Below are 17,699 nucleotides of genomic sequence, written 5' to 3' on the forward strand. Positions count from 1 at the left end.
ATGTACGAACCCACGGTCGCCCGGCTCACCTACCGGGCCCTGCTCGGCCGCCGCCGCGCGGCCATCCTCTTCCTGCTGCCCGCCCTGCTCATCGTGATCGCCATCGCGGTGCGGGCCCTGGTCGGCGTGGACGACGGCGTCGCCGCCTCCGTCCTGGGCGGCTTCGCGCTGGCCACGATGGTCCCGCTGATCGGCGTCATCGCCGGCACGGGGGCGATCGGCCCCGAGATCGACGACGGCTCGATCGTCTACCTGCTGTCCAAGCCGGTGAAGCGGCCCACGATCATCTTCACCAAGCTGATCGTCGCCATCGCCGTCACCATGGCGTTCTCCGCGATCCCCACCTTCATCGCGGGCCTCATCCTGAACGGCAACGGCAGCCAGATCGCCATCGCCTACACGGTGGCCGCCCTCGTCGCCTCCATCGCCTACAGCGCCGTCTTCCTGCTGCTGGGCACCGTCTCGCGGCACGCGGTCGTCTTCGGCCTGGTGTACGCGCTGGTGTGGGAGGCCCTGTTCGGCAGCCTGGTGCCCGGCGCCCGGACGCTCAGCATCCAGCAGTGGGCCCTGTCCCTGGCCGAGAAGATCGGGGCGGACGGCACGATCGCCTCGGACGTCGGACTGCCGACCGCGGTGATCCTGCTGGCCGCCGTGACCGGTCTGGCCACCTGGTACGCGGGGCAGAAGCTGCGTTCGCTCACTCTTGCGGGTGATGAGTAGCCGAAAGCAGGCCCGTTCGGGAACGGAAAGCGCCCCCGGTTTGTATGTCACATACGAACCGGGGGCGTTCCTCGTTCCGGCCCCGTTTCAGCAACAGGCCGCATGCTCCGGGCCCTTGGGACTGCGCGTCCTTGGACCTTGACACCTGAAGAGCGTCAGATCTTACGATCCCGGGCCGCGAAGAGGCCCACCACCAGTGCTGTCGCGCACACGCCCAGCATCAGGGCGATCGGCACCGTCCAACTGCCGGTCACCTGGTACACGGCGCCCGCCGCCAACGGGCCCACGGCGGCCAGCAGATAGCCGACCGTCTGCGCCATGCCGGACAGCCGCGCAGCCGTCGCCGCGTCACCGGCACGCAGCACGATCATCGTCAGCGCGAGACCCACGGCGCCGCCCTGGCCGACGCCGAGAATCGCCGACCACAGCCAGGCCCCGGACACCGGGGCGACCATCAACCCGACGTACCCGCCCGCGACCAGGGAGGAGACCAGCACCACCAGCGGCCGCTGCGAGCGCATCCGCCCCGCCAGCAGCGGCACACCGAAGGCGCCCGCGACCTGGATCAGGTTGTTGAACGCGAAGATCACGCCCGCCGTGGAGCGGCTCATCCCGTGATCCGTGAAGATCGTCGGCATCCAGGCGATCAGTACGTACGACCACAGCGACTGGAGGCCCATGAAGAGAGTGACCTGCCAGGCCAGCGCCGAACGCCAGACGCTCTTCGGCGCTGCCCCGGCCACGGGCCTGACCCGCACCTCGTGTCCGGTACGGCCCCGGGCGATCAGCACCTGGGGCAGCCAGGCCACCGCTGCCACGGCCGCCAGCAGCGACCAGAACGCCAGCGACGCCTCCCAGCTCCCGCCGAAGGCCTTCTCCAGGGGCACCGAGGCGGCGGCCACGACGGTGGCTCCGGCGATCATCGAGCCCGTGTAGACCGACGTCATCGACGCGGCCCGGTCGGGGAAGTCCCGCTTGATCAGACCGGGCATCAGCACATTGAGGAGGGCTATCGCGACACCGATCAGCACACCGCCGCCGTACAGCGCGACCGTCGAGGGCACGACACGCACCACGATGCCGATGCCGAGCAGCAGCAGCGCGCAGAACAGCACCACCTCGGTGCCGAAGCGCCGCCCCAGCCAGGGGGCGACCAGCGCACCGACACCCAGGAAGAGCACCGGCACGGACGTCACCAGGCTGGTGGCCGTGGACGACAGGCCGAAGGCGTCACTGATCTCACTGACCAGCGGGGACACGCTCGCGAGTGCCGCCCGCATGTTGAGCGAGGCCAGCACGATGCCGACCATCAGGATCACCGGATGCGCAAGCAACGCCCGCCGCGCGGCGGCCCCTTGAGGGGTGGGCCGGACGTCGGCCTCGGCGTCCAGCAGGAGTTGATCGGCTTCCGGGCGTGACAAGGCAAGCACCTTTCCAAGGGGGAGGTCAACGAGGGGTGAGGGGAGGGGAGAACGAAGGGAAGGGGGAGCGGCGAGGCCTCAGCGGCCGACCAGGCCCCGGATGACGTCGATGGGCACCTGGAGCAGCGCACGCGCCGCCTGCTCCGCGGCAGCGGGGTCACCGCTCTCGACGGCGTCGACCAGGGCCGTGTGGGCGACCAGGTCGATGGGCGGCATCTCGTGATCGCCGAGCGAGGTCACCAACGACTCGTGCACCTGGGCCGAGAAGAAGCGGTAGACCTCGGTGAACGCCGCGTTGTGGGTGGCCTCGACGATCCCGAGGTGGAAGGCGACATCGGCATCGGCCGATCGGTCCCCCTGCTCACGGAGCTTCGCGAGCGCGGCCCGCAGCGCGCGCAGGTCGTCCCCGTCGCGGCGTACGGCGGCCAGCCGGGCGGCTTCCGCCTCCAGGGCCACCCGCAGCTCCAGCACGTCGAGCGCACCGGCGTGCCGCATCCCGCGCAGCACGGCGGCGGGGTCGGCGGTCGAGCGGACGAAGGTGCCGTTGCCCTGCCGGGACTCCAGCAGCCCCGCGTGCACCAGGACGCGTACGGCCTCGCGGACGGTGTTGCGGCCCACGCCGAGCTGCTCGGCGAGGACGTGCTCGGTGGGGATGCGGTCGCCGACGGACCACTCGCCGTTGGTGAGCTGGTCGCGGAGCTGCTCCACGACGGTGTCCACCAGGGACTTCCGTCCCGCCGCCCGAAGTGCCATGCCGTTCCCCGTTCCCGGTCCGCCCGTCGATGACCGGACGATGATTCGCCCGGTTGCCCAGTCATCCTACAACTGAATGGTTGTACGGTGCACGCGGCTGGAAAATAAGTGGCGGGCGCCCTGCGGCGGCGCGCACAGTAGGGGGGCAGCAATGCCCAACTACCGGGGGTGGAGCGGGCGTTGGCCGATCAGTCGGTCCGCGCGGCTCCCGTTCGGGGCAGCAGTGTGGGGCAGGCACCGGAGGGGGCACACACCCGCCACTCCGTCGTGCGGCCCTGCGGAGACTGCCCGGGGCGGCCTCGTCCAGCGCGCATCGCGCCGGGCCGCCCCTCCCCGTACCTTCGGGGAACCACCCGCCCGCCTCAGCGGGCGAGCAGGTTCTCCAGGACCACGGCGATGCCGTCGTCCTCGTTGGACGCGGTGATCTCGTGCGCGACGGCCTTCAGCTCGTCGTGCGCGTTGGCCATCGCGACCCCGTGCGCGGCCCAGCCGAACATCGGGACGTCGTTCGGCATGTCGCCGAAGGCGATGGTGTCCGCCGCCTTCAGCTTCAGGCGGCGGGCGGCCAGGGACAGGCCGGTCGCCTTGCTCAGGCCCAGCGGCAGGATCTCCACGACCCCCGCACCGGCCATGACGACGTCCACCAGATTCCCGACCGTCTGACGGGCGACCCGGGCGAGGTCGTCGTCGGACATGCCGGGGTGCTGGATGTACAGCTTGGTCAGCGGGGCGGCCCAGACGTCCGCGATGTCCGTGAACGGGACGTACGGCAGCTCGCCCTCGTGCACCCGGTAGCCGGGGCCGATCAGCACCGCACCGTCCATGCCGTCGCGGCTCGCGGCCAGCGCCAGCGGCCCGATCTCCGCCTCGATCTTGGACAGTGCGAGACCGGCCAGCTGCCGGTCCAGCGTCACCGAGGTCAGCAGTCGGCGTTCGCCCGCGTGGTAGACCTGCGCGCCCTGCCCGCACACCGCGAGTCCCTCGTAGCCGAGGGACTCGAAGATGTGCTTCGTCCAGGCCACCGAGCGACCGGTCACCACGATGTGCGCGGCGCCCGCCGCGCAGGCGGCGGCGAGCGCGTCACGGGTGCGCTGCGAGACCGACTCGTCGGAACGCAGCAGCGTCCCGTCGAGGTCGGTCGCGATCAGCTTGTACGGGAACGGCGCGGGCGCGTCCGCACGCGCGGAGGGGGCGGTGCTCACGTGGCGATCGGCTCCAGGACCTCGCGGCCGCCCAGGTACGGACGCAGGATCTCGGGGACCCGCACGGAGCCGTCGGGCAGCTGGTGGTTCTCCAGGATCGCCACGATGGTGCGCGGGACCGCGCACAGCGTGCCGTTCAGGGTGGCCAGCGGCTGGACCTTCTTGTCCTCGCGCATACGGATCGACAGTCGGCGCGCCTGGAAGCTGTTGCAGTTCGACGAGGAGGTGAGCTCGCGGTACTTGCCCTGGGTGGGGATCCACGCCTCGCAGTCGTACTTCCGCGCCGCCGAGGCGCCGAGGTCGCCGGTCGCCACGTCGATCACCTGGAAGGGCAGCTCAAGGGCGTTCAGCCACTGCTTCTCCCACTCCAGCAGGCGCTCCAGTTCGGCCTCCGCGTCGTCCGGGTGGACGTAGGAGAACATCTCGACCTTGTCGAACTGGTGCACCCGGAAGATGCCCCGGGTGTCCTTGCCGTACGTCCCGGCCTCGCGGCGGAAGCACGGCGAGAAGCCCGCGTACCGCAGCGGCAGCTTGTCCGCCTCGATGATCTCGTCCATGTGGTACGCCGCGAGGGGGACCTCGGAGGTGCCGACGAGGTAGTAGTCGTCCTTCTCCAGGTGGTACACGTTCTCCGCGGCCTGGCCGAGGAAGCCGGTGCCCTCCATGGCGCGCGGGCGGACCAGCGCAGGGGTCAGCATCGGGACGAAGCCGGCCTCGGTGGCCTGGGCGATCGCCGCGTTCACCAGGGCCAGCTCCAGGAGGGCGCCGACACCGGTGAGGTAGTAGAAGCGCGAGCCGGAGACCTTCGCGCCGCGCTCGACGTCGATGGCGCCCAGCGCCTCGCCGAGCTCCAGGTGGTCCTTGGGCTCGAAGCCCTCGGCGGCGAAGTCGCGGATCGTGCCGTGCGTCTCGCGGACGACGAAGTCCTCCTCGCCGCCGACCGGAACGTCCTCGTGGACGATGTTGCCGAGCTGCAGCAGCAGACGCTGGGCCTCTTCGGCCGCCTCGTTCTGCTCGGCGTCCGCGGCCTTCACGGCGGCGGAGAGCTCGCCGGTGCGCTTCAGCAGCTCGGCCTTCTCGTCGCCGGTGGCCTTGGGGATGAGCTTGCCGAGCGACTTCTGCTCGTTGCGGAGCTCGTCGAAGCGGACGGCGGACGACCTGCGCCGCTCGTCGGCGGAGAGCAGGGCGTCGACGAGCGCGACGTCCTCTCCACGGGCGCGCTGGGAGGCGCGAACACGGTCGGGGTCCTCACGGAGCAGGCGAAGGTCAATCACCCCACCAGGCTACCGGTGCCCGCCTGCACCCCTCGACTGGATATCCACGAGCCCCCTCTTTTGTCCGTATTGCCGGATATGGGAATTCGATGCAAAGGTGCTGTGCGGGGCGATGCGAAATCGGTCCGGAGGTGCCGCGGTGAAGCCCTTCGCGGGGCCGGGCAATGAGGGGTGCATTTCCTTGGATGCGGCCACGGGAGGGGTGCGGACCCGGTCCTTCCGCCTTGTGCGAGGCGGGAGTTGGGGCCCCGCCCGGGCTCCTTTTCCACAGGGCGGCGCCGTTTCTGAAAGTTATCCACAGGGTGTGCGAAAGATCTGTGGATGCCGGAATCCGGCCTTCCGAAAGGGCTGTGCGGAACGATGGATTCCCAGCCCAAACCCGCCCCACACGCTCATTCGAGTGGGAATTGATCCCCTAAAGAGTTGATCAAGGCAATTGGGCTGACAGTGCCGGTCGTGTCGGCCTGTGGAGGGATCTTGGGTCACTAGGGCGATTTGTCGACCATGTCGCGTTACGTTGTCGACTTGTCCCCAACCCGAACCACCGGCCTGTGGATAACCCTGTGGGAAACCCGGGACGCCGCCCCGCCCGCCCCGGCCGCGCCCGTTCGCCGCCGTCCTCCGGCCCTCAGCCCCGCCCGTCCTGGACCCGCGCCAGCCAGTCCGACGCCTCCGTGAACTCCCGGTCCGACGTCCCGTGCCGCAGCTCCGCGACGTCCTCCACCGCCACCCCGGCCCTCGGGTACGACCCCAGGAACCGCACCTTCGGCGCGATCCGCTTCAGCCCCATCAGGGCCTCGCCCACCCGACGGTCCGCGATGTGCCCCTCCGCGTCCACCGCGAAGCAGTAGTTCCCGATCCCCGCACCCGTCGGCCGCGACTGGATCAGCATCAGGTTCACCCCGCGCACCGCGAACTCCTGGAGCAGCTCCAGCAGCGCACCCGGCCGGTCGGGACCCAGCCAGATCACCACCGACGTCTTGTCCGCCCCGGTCGGCGCCGCGGGCCGTGCGGGCCGCCCCACCAGTACGAAGCGCGTCTGCGCGTTCACCGCGTCGTGGATGTCCGTGACCAGCGGCTCAAGACCGTACGTCGCCGCCGCGAACTCGCCCGCGAACGCCGCGTCGTACCGACCCTCCTGCACCAGCCGAGCCCCGTCCGCGTTGGAGGCCGAGGACTCCCACACCGCGTCCGGCAGGTTCTCCTTGATCCAGTTCCGCACCTGCGGCTGCGCCGCCGGATGGGCGGTGACCGTCTTGATGTCCTGGAGCTTCGTCCCCGGCCGCACCAGCAGCGCGAACCGGATCGACAGCAGCACCTCGCGGTAGATCATCAGCGGCTCGCCCGAGGTCAGCGCGTCCAGCGTCGCCGTGATGCCGCCCTCCACCGAGTTCTCGATCGGCACCAGGGCCGCCGCCGCCTCACCGCTGCGCACCGCGTCCAGCGCGGCCGGCACGGACACCATGGGCGCGAGTTCACGGGTGGCGGCTTCGGGGAGCGTACGAAGGGCGACCTCCGTGAAGGTGCCTTCGGGGCCGAGATAGGCGTAGCGCGTCGCTGACATACGGTCACCCTAATGGGCCGTACGGGACACGGCTCAGCCGTCTCATCCCTCGCACGGCAGCCCCCGAGCCCCGTCGGTCACGACCACCGACCACCGGCCGTGACGACTCACGCCTCCAGCAACCGCTGCCCCACGTACTCGCCCTCGCCCGGACCGCCCGGCACCGCGAACAGGCCGCTCGACTCGTGCCGGATGAACTTCGACAGTGCGTCCCCCCGGTCGAGCTTGCGCTGCACCGGCACGAACCCGCGCATCGGGTCCGCCTGCCAGCAGATGAACAGCAGCCCCGCGTCCGCCACCCCGTCCGCCGAGATGCCGTCGTGGTACGAGAACGGCCGCCGCAGCATCGCCGCACCGCCGTTCTGCTCCGGGGCCGAGATCCGGGAGTGCGCGTCGGAGGCGATGACCAGCTTGCCGTTCGGCCCCACCTTCTGGAGGTCCGGCTCGGTGAACTCGCCCCCGCCGGTCAGCGGCGCACCGTCCTTCTTGCGCCGCCCGATGACCTGCTCCTGGTCGCCGCGCGGCAGCTTCTCCCAGTCGTCCAGGAGCATGCGGATCCGCCGTACGACCACGTACGAACCGCCCGCCATCCACTCCTGCCCCGCCGGGCCGCCCTTCTCCGGGACGAAGATCCGCTTCTCGAAGTCCGCCTCCGAGGGCTTCGGGTTGCCCGTCCCGTCCACCTGGCCCATCAGGTTGCGGGTCGTCATGGGCGCGGCCGTCGCTCCGGGTGAGCGGTTGAAGCCGTTCATCTGCCAGCGCACCCGGGCCGCGTCCCCGGCCTCCCGCTGCACCGCCCGCAGCGCGTGGAAGGCCACCAGCGCGTCGTCCGCCCCGATCTGCACCCACAGATCGCCGTTGCTGCGCCGGGCGTCGAGGTGGTCGGAGGAGAAGTCCGGCAGCGGGTCCAGCTCCACCGGACGCTTCGCGCTCAGCCCCGTACGGTCGAAGAAGGTCCGCCCGAAACCGAAGGTGACGGTGAGGGACGACGGCCCCGCGTCGAACGCGACCCCGGTGTCGCCCCCGGCCAACGGCCGCCCCGCCATCAGTTCCTTCGCCACCTGCGACCAGCGGCGCAGCAGTGCCGTGGCCTCCTTGCGCCCGGCCCCGGGGGCCAGGTCGAACGCGATCAGATGGCCGCGGGCCTGCGGCGGAGTGGTGATTCCGGCCTGATGTTTCCCGTGAAACATCGCCTTGGTCGTGCCCAGCGAGGCCAGTGCCGTGGGTTCCTCGCCCCCCGAGGCGACCGCGGAGGCGACTCCCGCGCCGCCCGCCGCGCCCACGACCAGTCCGGCCGCCGCGGCCCCGCCCGCGGTACCGAGGAGCCGCCGCCGCGAGATCCCGGCAGCGTCCGAGGCCTCAGGTGAAGGAGCCTCAGGTGAAGGAGAAGCCTCGGAGGAGGAGGAAGAGGAAGGGGTGTCGCTCACGCCGTTCAGCCGATCTTGACGTTCTGGGAAACGGTCACTTGGTCGATGTCGGAGGTGCGGATCGTCACGTCGATCTTCCAGGTCCCTGCCATCGGGATCTGCACACCGCTCGCACTCCAGTGTCCGGGAGCGAGCTTGTCGGGGACGGCGGGCAGCGGGCCGATCTGCTTGTCCTCGTTGGTGAACGCGACCTTCAGCTCGGGCGCGTCCACCGGCTTGTTGTCAGGCGAGTTGGCCCAGACGTGCAGGGCGTTGCTGCCGGTGCGACCCGGGGTGACCTGGAGGCGGATGGTGCCCTTGCCGTTCTCGCCGCCGGTGTCGAAGGGCATGTTCAGGTCGACGGGCCGGTCGGCGACGGCGGGGGCGGACGTGTTGGTGCGACCCGCCTCCTTGAGCTCCGTACGACCCGGTTCGGTGCTGGTCAGAACGGTGGTGACGGCGAGCAGCACCACCGCGACCCCGGCCTCCAGGAGGACCGAGCGGCGCAGCCCGGTGCGCTCGGGGTCGGCGTCGCGGACCCGCTTGGCGCGCGCGGTGCTCATGGCGGCCCGCTGCCGGGCGAGCTGGGCCGCACGCTCGGGGTCCTCGGGAACGGTGACCGAGTCGGTTTCCTCCCCGGCCCGGTCCTCGCGCTCGCTCAGTACGGCTTCGGCCTCGGCCTCGGGGGCCGCACGCTCGGCCATCCGCCCGATCCACCGCCGGGAGAACCACGCGGCCGCGACCATCACCGCGACCAGCGCGACCTTCGCCAGCAGCAGCAGCCCGTAGGTCGTCCCGAAGAGCGCCTCCCAGGAGCCGACCTGCCGCCAGGACTGGTAGAGCCCGGTCGCGGCGAGCACCGCGACACTGCCGAAGGCGAGCCGGGAGAAGTTCCGTACCGCCGTACGTTCCAGAGAAGGGGACCGGTAGAGCGCGGTCAGCAGCGCGGCGAGTCCGCCCAGCCATGCGGCGACCGCCAGCATGTGCAGGACGTCGACGGGCATCGCGAGGCCCGGCTGGAGTCCCGTCGAGGCGTGCTCGGACATCGCCCAGGTCGCGGCGATGCCCGCCGCCACGACGCCGCCGCCCAGGGCCAGGCCGAAGGTGAGGTCCTTGCGCGAGGAGTCCTCGTCGTCCTCAAGCTCCTCGGGATCGACGGCGACCTTCTTCGCGTACGCCCCGAAGAGGACCGCCACGAACAGCGCCGCCGCACCGAGCAGCAGCAGCCGCGACACCAGCGCGGCACCGGTCTTGGTGGTCAGTACGGCCTTGAGCGCCCCGAGGTCGAAGATCCCCGACAGGTCCCCGGACCCCGTGTACGGGCCGCGGAGCAACAGCATCAGCAGCGTCGCGGCGGTCAGCAGCAGCCAGCCGCGCACCACCAGCCGCTGCATCGGCCGCTCGGACGCCCCGCGCCGCCAGCAGGCCAGCACGAAGGCCGCTCCGCCGACGAGCACGATGAACCCGGCGTACGCGGCGTACCGCGCGATGCCGTAGAGCACGCCGACGACACCGCCGCCGGCCTCCTGCGAGGGCAGCGCGACGCTGCTCTCGGAGGGGGCGCCGATCGAGAAGGTGAGGGCGCCGGAGATGGGGTGGCTGTCCGCAGAGACGGCCTGCCAGGCGACGGTGTACGTGCCGTCGGGCAGCCCCTTGTGCAGCGCGACCCCGTACTGCACGAGGTTGCCGCTGCACAGGTCGAGCACTTCGCCGGTGTCGGCGCGCTTGCCCGTGGGGTCGAGGACGCGGATGGCGTCCTCACCGAGCTGGATCTGCTCGGAGAAGTTCAGGGTGATGTTCTTGGGGGCGGTGGCGACCACCGCCCCGTCCTTCGGGTTGCTGTCGGTGAGCGCGGCGTGCGCGGCGGCGGGGCCGGCGCTCACGAACAGCGCGCCGAACAGGGCGACGACCACGAGCAGTGCGCGCACTGCCGTGGAGGTCGCCGAAGGCCCGAAGCGCGGGGCGGTGTCCGTCATGGTGAGTCCTCAGCCCCTCAGTGGTGCTGCTGCGGGTTGTGGGTGGCTGCCTCCACCGGCATGTCGACCTTCACGGTCCCGGCCTTCTCGAAGTGCAGCTCGATGGCGACCTTGTCGCCCTTCTTCGGCTTCTTCTTCACATCGAGGAACATGATGTGGCTGCCGCCGCGCTTGAGCTCCAGCGCGCCGTTGGCGGGGACGGGGAAACCGTCCTTCGCCTCCTTCATCTTTCCGTCCGCGGTCGTCTCGTGGATCTCGGCCTTGCCGGAGAACGCGGAGGCGGTGACGGACGTCAGACGGTCGGCGACAGCGCCGGAGTTCTTGACGACGAGGAAGCCGCCCGCCATGTCGGCCATGGCGGGTTCGGGCATGAACGCGCCGGTGACCTCGATCTTCGGCGCGCTGTCGGCCGCCGGGGCGGTCGTCTTGGCAGCCGAGGTCTTCTCGGTCGTGGCATCGCCGCCGCACGCCGTCAGGGCGAGCGATCCCGCCACGGCTATGGCGGCGAAACCGGTGAGACGCGTGGTGTAGCGGAGGGAACGGGTGGTGCGGGTGTTCACGGGGTTTCTCCCTTGACGATCTTCGGGAGATCGGCGATGTAGTCGTCCGGGGTGGCCTCGTCGGTATAGAGGAGGTACCCCGCGTCGGTCTTCGGCGAGAACGCGATGACCTGCTTGGTGTGCATGGACGTGACCTTGCCGTCCTTGTCCTTGGTGGACGGCTCGATGCTGACGCCCAGCTGCCTGGCTCCGGCCTGGATGGTCGGGAAGTCGCCGGTCAGCCCAATGAAGTCGGGGCTGCCCGCGCCCTTGAGCCACTTGCCGAGCTCCTTCGGCGTGTCACGCTCGGGGTCGGTCGTCACGAAGACGACGCGCAGCTTCTCCTGGTCGGCCTTCGGCAGCTTCTTGTACGCGACCGCGATGTTGCTCATCGTCAGCGGGCACACGTCCGGGCAGTTGGTGTAGCCGAAGTAGATCAGCGTCGGCTTGCCCTTGGTGGCCTCGCGGAAGTCGTACTCCTTGCCGTTGGTGTCCTTCAGGACGAGGTTCGGCTTGGTGTACGGCCGGTCGAGGACCGTCGCCGCCTTCTCCTTGGTCGGGGTGACGTTGGTGGCCGTCTGGCCACTCTCCACCGTGCTGGAGGAGTCGTCGCCGCACGCGGACAGGGTGAGCGCGGCCGCGGCGACGAGAGCCGCCGCGACCAGCACGTTCTTCTTGCGCATGGAAATCCTGGAACTCTTGAGGGGGTGGGTCAGGAGGCCCGGCGACGGCCCGCGAGAACCCCGAAGGCGACACCGGCGACACCCACGATGATGCCTACGATGCCGAGCACACGGGCGGTGGTGTCGCTGCTGGAGGCCGCGGCGGCGGTCTCCTTCTTGTCGTCGGCGTGCGTGTCCGCGGCCTTCGAGTCCTTGGCCTTGTCGTCGGCGGGCGCGGCGCCGTGCCCGTCAGCCGCGGGCGCGGTCAGCTTCAGGACGGGGGCCGGGCTCTGCGGCTCCGGCTGGCCCTCCTTGGGCTCCTCGATCCAGCGGACGACTTCCTTGTTGTCGTACGTCTGAATGGCCTTCAGCACGATCTGGTCGGCGTCCTCGGGGAGCTGGCCGAGCGAGAGCGGGAACTGCTGGAACTCACCGGGGCCGATCTTCCCGCCGGTCCAGGTGATCTTCGAGACGGCTTCCTTGATCTCCTTGCCGTGCACCTTCAGCGGCTTGTCGAGCTTGGCCTTCTCGACCTCCACGGTCCAGCCCGGGACCGCCTGCGGCATCACGGAGGTGAGCGGGTGCTCCTTGACCGGGAAGCTCACTTCGAGCTTCACCGTCGAGGCGTTGTCGCGCTCGTTGGGGACCTTCACGTTGACGGTGGCGTACCCGCCCTTGGCGGCCGCGCCGACCGGCTGCACGCTGACGTGCGCGAAGGCGGGCCCGGCGAGCACCACCACGGATGCGGCAGCGGCGACGCCGACGGCGGAGAGACGGGAGATACGGGTGCGACGGTTTGCGTTCATGGCTGTGAACCCCACATGGCAGAAGTGGATCGGGTGAGGGGCACACCTCGTGGGGCGCGCCGATGTTTCACGTGAAACGTGAACCACCCGGACGCACACCTCGGCGAGGCGCACCGGAGGCACGACCCGCTCCGCTTGTGTGCGCGAGGGGCCGTGTCAGGCAGCGAGGGAGAACGCCGTCGCGGGTGGCCCGCGCCTGATCACCGAGTGCTGGAGATCCTCCTCGCCCGTGCGCACGGGTACGAGGAAGGGTGCGGGCACCGTCGTCGGCCCGCACGCGGGGGCGCCGGAAAGCCCCGCCCACAGGGCGCGTACCAGCGCGAAAGCGGCGCGCAGGGCTCGTACGAGCACCTTCATGGCCACCTCGTGCGCCCCGTACGCGGAGAGCCGGGCCAGTCGGCGCAGCGCGAGATCGCCGTGCCGCAGCAGCCAACCGGTGGCGAGCGCGGCCAGCAGGTGACCGAGCAGCATGGGAAGGCTGGGGACCAGGGAGTGCAGACAACCGGCCGCTGTGGCGCCGATGTCCTGTCCACCGCCCGTACCGAGTGCGTCGTAGCCGTTGTACGACGCTCCAGACACCCCGGACACGCCCGTTGCGTGTGCGGTGTGCGCACCGGAGGCCGGGTCGAGGCCCGCCGTGGCGAGCACCTTCCGCGCCTCGGCGTCGCTCATGCCCCCGCCGCCGCCGCACATCAACTGCGCGGCGAGATCGGACAGCGGGCCTTCGCCGCCGCCCTGCACCGTGCCCGCGTGGTTCTGGCCGATGCCGAAGAGGGCGTGCAGCGCGAGCTGTCCGGCCGTCATCGCGAAGGTGATGCCGGGCAGGGAACGCGTGCGTCCGGCCAGCGGCACGGCCAGCGCGAACACCCCGGTGAAGGCCACCGCGAGGGTCCACCACGGCACGGTCGCCGTGGAACCCAGCACGTGCCCCGTCGCGGACAGCACGACGCAGACCGCGGCGAACACCGCGGCCCTGGCGAGTCGCGGAGCGACCCGGTCGTGTGCACCCGCAGGGGCGAGAGGCTGTGACATGGCGGAGCCATCATCGCACTGCGCCCCGGTAGCGGACCGGCCAGGTCCGGAAGCTCACAATGGTCCGGTACGTCACCGGCTCGGCCCGGGGCCGAGGCCCCCCTCGACGCCCCTCCTACACCGGCGCACGGGGTGTGTGCATCCGCCGAACGAGCGCTCTCGCACCGATTCCTGGCTTACCGACCACCGTCGGCGGCAATAGGTAGTCGTATGTCGAGCCGCAGCCAGGAGGCTGGAGCATGAGCATCTGGTGGTCACTCCACTTGCGGCGCGAAGCCGCGAGCGTTCCGCTCGCCCGCCGTCTTCTGCTCGACAGCATGAACACCGCGGGCGTCGATCCGGACATCTCCTACGACCTGTCCGTCGCCCTCAGCGAAGCCTGCGCCAACGCCGTCGAGCACGGCGGCGACGCGGAACCCGGCCCGCACTGCGCGGCCTACCGGGTCACCGCCTATCTCGACGGCGACACCTGCCGCATCGAGGTCACCGACTCCGGCCCCGGCTTCCCGCCCGTGCGCAGGCGCGGTGCGGGCCGGGCCGTGGCGCACCTGCGCGAGAGCGGCCGGGGGCTGTGTCTGATCGAGCAGCTCGCCGACCACGTGCACTTCCGCAACCGGCCCGGCCGGGGCGCGGTGGTCAGCTTCGACAAGATCCTGAAATGGCGTGAGGGCGCGCTGCTCCCGGCATCCTGAGATCCCGGACCGGGCATCTCGCGATCCCCGGGCAGCACGCCCTCGTACCTCAACCGTGTACGGGTTCTACTGGGCGGCCTTCGTCGCGGCCATCCACGCCTCGACCTCGTCGGAGCGGCGCGGCAGCGCGGCCGACAGGTTCCGGTTGCCGTCCTCGGTGACCAGGATGTCGTCCTCGATGCGGACGCCGATGCCCCGGTACTCCTCGGGCACCGTCAGGTCGTCGGCCTGGAAGTACAGGCCCGGCTCGACGGTCAGGCACACGCCCGGCTCCAGCGTGCCGTCGGCGTACGCCTCGCGGCGGGCGGCGGCGCAGTCGTGGACGTCCAGGCCCAGCATGTGGCCGGTGCCGTGCAGGGTCCAGCGGCGCTGCAGGCCCAGCTCCAGGACACGCTCGGCCGGGCCCTCGACGAGACCCCACTCGACGAGCTTCTCGGCGAGCACGCGCTGCGCGGCGTCGTGGAAGTCGCGGTACGAAGCACCGGGCTTGACCGCCGCGATACCGGCCTCCTGGGCCTCGTACACCGCGTCGTAGATCTTCTTCTGGAGCGGCGAGAACGTGCCGTTGATCGGCAGCGTGCGCGTCACGTCGGCCGTGTAGAGCGTGTGGGTCTCCACACCGGCGTCGAGCAGCAGCAGGTCGCCGGAGCGCACCGCGCCGTCGTTGCGCACCCAGTGCAGGGTGGTGGCGTGCGGGCCGGCGGCGCAGATCGAGCCGTAGCCGATGTCGTTGCCCTCGACGCGGGCGCGCAGGAAGAACGTGCCCTCCAGGTAGCGCTCGGAGGTGGCCTCGGCCTTGTCGAACACCTTCACGACGTCCTCGAAGCCGCGGACGGTGGAGTCGACGGCCTTCTGCAGCTCACCGATCTCGAACTCGTCCTTCACCACGCGGGCCTCGGAGAGGTAGACGCGCAGCTCCTCGTCCGTCTCGGCGGTGACCTTGTCGGCCAGCGCGGCCTCGATGCCCGCGTCGTGCCCACGCACGCTGCGGACCCGGCCGGTGGCCTCGCGCAGCGCCTGGGGCAGCTCGCGGACGTCCTTGGCGGGCAGGCCCAGGACCTGCTCGGCCTCGGCGAGGGAGTGACGGCGGCCGACCCACAGCTCGCCCTGGCCGTCCAGCCAGAACTCGCCGTTCTCCCGGTTGGAGCGCGGCAGCAGGTAGATCGTCGCGTCGTGCCCGGACGTGGTCGGCTCCAGGACCAGGACGCCGTCCTGGGTCTGGTCGCCGGTCAGGTACGCGTACTCGGTGGAGGCGCGGAAGGCGTACTCGGTGTCGTTGGAACGCGTCTTGAGGTTGCCCGCGGGCACCACCAGACGCTCGCCCGGGAAGCGCGCGGAGAGCGCGGCGCGGCGGGCGGCGGTGTGCTTCGCCTGCGCGATCGGCTCCAGGCCGTGCAGCTCGGTGTCGGCCCAGCCGGACTTCATGTTCTCGGCGAGCTCGTCGGACAGACCCGGGTACAGCCCGTTCTTGCGCTGCTTGATGGGCTCTTCCTCGACGGCCTCAGTCTCGCCGGTCCCATTTTCGGGGATCTCCGGGTTCTCCGGCTTGAGCTCCTCAGACACGACACGTCTCCTCATACGACACAGGGCCAGGGGTTTCCCGCCTCCTGGCCCTCCATCGTATGTCCGTGCGGACGAACCCTCCCCAGCCTGTGGATAACTGTGAGAAATCAGTCCCCACCGGCCCGGACCTCAGTCGAAGCGTGCCGCCAGCAGCACGATGTCCTCCGCCGAGTCCACCTCGTCGAGCCCGTCGGGCAGCACCGTGCGCAGCACGTGGTCGCAGATCGCCCCCGGGTCGTCCCGGATCGTCTTCGGCACGCTCGCCGCCGCCGCGTGCAGCCGTGCGAACGCCCGGTCCATGGGGTCGCCGGTGCGGTGCAGCAGCCCGTCGGTGTACAGCAGCACGGTCTCGCCCGGCTTCGGGCTGATCTCCACGCTGGGCGCCTCCCAGCACGAGAGCATGCCCAGCGGCGCCGACAGCGACGTCTCCGCGTACTCCGTGCGCCGCTCGCCGACGATCAGCGGCGGCGCGTGCCCCGCTCCGGCGAGCACGATCTTCCGTTTGGCCGGTTCGCAGTACGCCAGCAGCGCGGTGGCCGAGCGCGCGGGCTCGGTCAGCCGCATCAGCAGCTCCAGATCGGACAGTACGGCGACGGGGTCCTCACCCTCTATGACGGCGTACGCCCGCAGGCTCGCCCGCAGCCGTCCCATCGCCGCGGTCGCGCTGGGTCCGGCGCCGGTGACGGAACCGACGACGAGACCGAGCGCCCCTTCCGGCAGCGGCAGCGCGTCGTACCAGTCGCCGCCGCCGCGCGGCCCGGTCCGGTGCCGTACCGCCATCTGTACGCCCGAGACCCGGGGGAGACGGCTCGGCAGCAGCTCCTCGGTGAGTGTCGCCAGGCGCGCGCGTGCCCGTTCCAGTTCCAGCAGCCGGCTCAGGTGCTCGGACGCGTACCGGCTGTAGAGCCCCACCAGGTGCCGCTGGCGCTCCACTGGCTCGGCGGGTTCGTCGTACAGCCAGACGACCGCACCGAGCCGCCCGGAGGACCCGGTGAGGGGGAGCGCGTAACTGGCGGCGTAGCCGAGGCGGTCGGCGACCTCGCGGTGCAGCGGGTCGAGCTCCTCCTCGTGCAGCAGGTCGGGGCTGGCGCTCGGGTCGCCGTCACCGGGCTCGGCGCTCCCGTCGAGGAAGCGCCCGTACGCGGTCGCGTCGCGCGGCACGGTCTCGAAGTGGCCGAGGTCGGCGTGCGCGAGGCCGAAACCGACGGTGCTGGCGGGCCCGAGGCCGTCGGCGGGCTCCAGGACGGCCAGGCCCCGGCGGGCACCCACCAGGGCGGCTCCGGCGCGCACCACTTCGTGCAGTGCCTCGTCCAGCGCACCGGTCGTCACCAGGCGTTCGGTGAGTTCGTGCAGGGTGGTCAGGTCGGAGACCCAGCCGGCCAGCCGGTCCTGGATCACTGCTCCCGCGGGAGCGGAGGTCGTTCCCGCGGGCGCGGGAGTCTGCGCGGGGGGCGGAACCAGTGGATCGATTCCGGCCACTTTCGGCACGTTCGGGGCGCTCATGTCAGCCGGCTTTCCGCCTGGTGCGTTTCGCTCAATAGCATCGCAAACCCCCATGTCATTCTGCGCCGCTATCAATAGATCCACATCTACACGCACATGTAAGGCGATGTCCAGCATTGTCCTGGAGGGATTCATGGTGTCCCTGAGGAAACAGGGGAATGCGCACTTGGCGTGAAAATGCAGCCCCGTACACATATTTGCGGTCGACTGAGGGCGTTCGACAGCGCGTCATATCGGGCCGCGCTGGGTATCTGAACCAGGTGATGACCGGGGGACTGCGGCCGTGCCGCCGTCGACCCGGAACCCGGCGGCGGGCGCAGGCGTCCTATCCGCTGTGGGCCCGGCACCGACCCCGATGACCGTCAAGCACCAGGGATCAGCACCACCGGAAACGTCGGCGACGTCCTTGAGGACGGGAAAGCGCCCTGTGCGCGCCACCCCCCGCCACGTTCCGCGCTCGGCCCCTGTGGGGCTGCCGTACCGCAGGCTGTTCAGTGGCTCTGTACGTCCCGAAGTACGCGCAGTGAGTACGTGAGTGAGTACGTCCCCAGCACGCGCAGTCAAGTGATGCACACATGGTGTCATG

15 protein-coding genes are annotated in these 17,699 nt (G+C 70.7%); 2 read left to right on the plus strand and 13 right to left on the minus strand.

Translation table 11 applies throughout. The annotated features are described in order from the left end of the window. Complete coding sequence (locus ACIO3O_RS26020) at positions 1-720, plus strand: ABC transporter permease (RefSeq protein WP_401749769.1); 720 nt, start codon at positions 1-3, stop codon at positions 718-720. 155 nt (positions 721-875) lie between these two features. Here ACIO3O_RS26020 and ACIO3O_RS26025 read toward each other — a convergent pair whose 3' ends face one another. The 11 genes from ACIO3O_RS26025 to ACIO3O_RS26075 form a co-directional block, all read right to left on the minus strand. After that, entirely contained in the window at positions 876-2,141 is a 1,266-nt protein-coding gene (locus ACIO3O_RS26025) for a CynX/NimT family MFS transporter (RefSeq protein ID WP_401749771.1), read from the minus strand. A gap of 78 nt (positions 2,142-2,219) precedes the next feature. After that, a complete protein-coding gene (locus tag ACIO3O_RS26030) occupies positions 2,220-2,894 on the minus strand; it encodes a FadR/GntR family transcriptional regulator (protein WP_401749773.1) in 675 nt (224 codons plus the stop codon). 362 nt (positions 2,895-3,256) lie between these two features. Further along, positions 3,257-4,096 (minus strand): HAD family hydrolase, encoded by an 840-nt coding sequence (locus ACIO3O_RS26035; protein WP_401749775.1) that lies wholly within the window; start codon positions 4,094-4,096, stop codon positions 3,257-3,259. Then, positions 4,093-5,370 (minus strand): serine--tRNA ligase, encoded by a 1,278-nt coding sequence (gene serS, locus ACIO3O_RS26040; protein WP_401749777.1) that lies wholly within the window; start codon positions 5,368-5,370, stop codon positions 4,093-4,095. Before serS ends, ACIO3O_RS26035 begins: the two co-directional genes overlap by 4 nt. 628 nt (positions 5,371-5,998) lie before the next feature. Beyond that, positions 5,999-6,934 carry a prephenate dehydratase gene (gene pheA / locus ACIO3O_RS26045; RefSeq protein ID WP_189822595.1) on the minus strand — a complete coding sequence of 312 codons (936 nt, stop codon included), beginning with the start codon at positions 6,932-6,934 and terminating at the stop codon, positions 5,999-6,001. A 107-nt stretch (positions 6,935-7,041) separates the two neighbouring features. Then, positions 7,042-8,361, minus strand: a complete 1,320-nt coding sequence (gene efeB / locus ACIO3O_RS26050; RefSeq protein ID WP_401749778.1) for an iron uptake transporter deferrochelatase/peroxidase subunit — start codon at positions 8,359-8,361, stop codon at positions 7,042-7,044. A 5-nt stretch (positions 8,362-8,366) separates the two neighbouring features. Continuing rightward, entirely contained in the window at positions 8,367-10,316 is a 1,950-nt protein-coding gene (locus ACIO3O_RS26055; RefSeq protein WP_401749780.1) for a copper resistance CopC/CopD family protein, read from the minus strand. Between the two features lie 17 nt (positions 10,317-10,333). Then, positions 10,334-10,876, minus strand: a complete 543-nt coding sequence (locus ACIO3O_RS26060) for a copper chaperone PCu(A)C (protein ID WP_401749782.1) — start codon at positions 10,874-10,876, stop codon at positions 10,334-10,336. After that, positions 10,873-11,538, minus strand: a complete 666-nt coding sequence (locus ACIO3O_RS26065) for an SCO family protein (protein ID WP_401749785.1) — start codon at positions 11,536-11,538, stop codon at positions 10,873-10,875. Before ACIO3O_RS26065 ends, ACIO3O_RS26060 begins: the two co-directional genes overlap by 4 nt. A gap of 29 nt (positions 11,539-11,567) precedes the next feature. After that, a complete protein-coding gene (locus ACIO3O_RS26070) occupies positions 11,568-12,323 on the minus strand; it encodes a YcnI family protein (RefSeq protein ID WP_401749787.1) in 756 nt (251 codons plus the stop codon). A gap of 156 nt (positions 12,324-12,479) precedes the next feature. Then, on the minus strand, positions 12,480-13,355 hold the full coding sequence (locus tag ACIO3O_RS26075) for a hypothetical protein (RefSeq protein ID WP_401749789.1): 876 nt from the start codon (positions 13,353-13,355) through the stop codon (positions 12,480-12,482). 239 nt (positions 13,356-13,594) lie between these two features. On the opposite strand from ACIO3O_RS26075, the gene ACIO3O_RS26080 reads away from it, so the two are divergent. Beyond that, positions 13,595-14,047: an ATP-binding protein gene (locus ACIO3O_RS26080; protein ID WP_401749791.1), complete on the plus strand. Its 453-nt coding sequence runs from the start codon at positions 13,595-13,597 to the stop codon at positions 14,045-14,047. A 66-nt stretch (positions 14,048-14,113) separates the two neighbouring features. Here ACIO3O_RS26080 and ACIO3O_RS26085 read toward each other — a convergent pair whose 3' ends face one another. Then, positions 14,114-15,610 (minus strand): aminopeptidase P family protein, encoded by a 1,497-nt coding sequence (locus tag ACIO3O_RS26085; RefSeq protein ID WP_401749792.1) that lies wholly within the window; start codon positions 15,608-15,610, stop codon positions 14,114-14,116. 129 nt (positions 15,611-15,739) lie between these two features. Continuing rightward, a complete protein-coding gene (locus tag ACIO3O_RS26090; RefSeq protein ID WP_401749794.1) occupies positions 15,740-17,230 on the minus strand; it encodes a PP2C family protein-serine/threonine phosphatase in 1,491 nt (496 codons plus the stop codon). Positions 17,231-17,699: the final 469 nt, after the last annotated feature.

The organism is Streptomyces sp. NPDC087440 (assembly GCF_044744005.1).
Taxonomy (GTDB): domain Bacteria; phylum Actinomycetota; class Actinomycetes; order Streptomycetales; family Streptomycetaceae; genus Streptomyces.

Coding starts and splice junctions, on each gene's coding strand:
- ACIO3O_RS26020 (WP_401749769.1), top strand. CDS start 1: ATGTACGAACCCACGGTCGCCCGGCTCACCTACCGGGCCCTGCTCGGC.
- ACIO3O_RS26030 (WP_401749773.1), bottom strand. CDS start 2,894: ATGGCACTTCGGGCGGCGGGACGGAAGTCCCTGGTGGACACCGTCGTG.
- pheA (WP_189822595.1), bottom strand. CDS start 6,934: ATGTCAGCGACGCGCTACGCCTATCTCGGCCCCGAAGGCACCTTCACG.
- ACIO3O_RS26055 (WP_401749780.1), bottom strand. CDS start 10,316: ATGACGGACACCGCCCCGCGCTTCGGGCCTTCGGCGACCTCCACGGCA.
- ACIO3O_RS26065 (WP_401749785.1), bottom strand. CDS start 11,538: ATGCGCAAGAAGAACGTGCTGGTCGCGGCGGCTCTCGTCGCCGCGGCC.
- ACIO3O_RS26070 (WP_401749787.1), bottom strand. CDS start 12,323: ATGAACGCAAACCGTCGCACCCGTATCTCCCGTCTCTCCGCCGTCGGC.
- ACIO3O_RS26075 (WP_401749789.1), bottom strand. CDS start 13,355: ATGTCACAGCCTCTCGCCCCTGCGGGTGCACACGACCGGGTCGCTCCG.
- ACIO3O_RS26080 (WP_401749791.1), top strand. CDS start 13,595: ATGAGCATCTGGTGGTCACTCCACTTGCGGCGCGAAGCCGCGAGCGTT.
- ACIO3O_RS26090 (WP_401749794.1), bottom strand. CDS start 17,230: ATGCTGGACATCGCCTTACATGTGCGTGTAGATGTGGATCTATTGATA.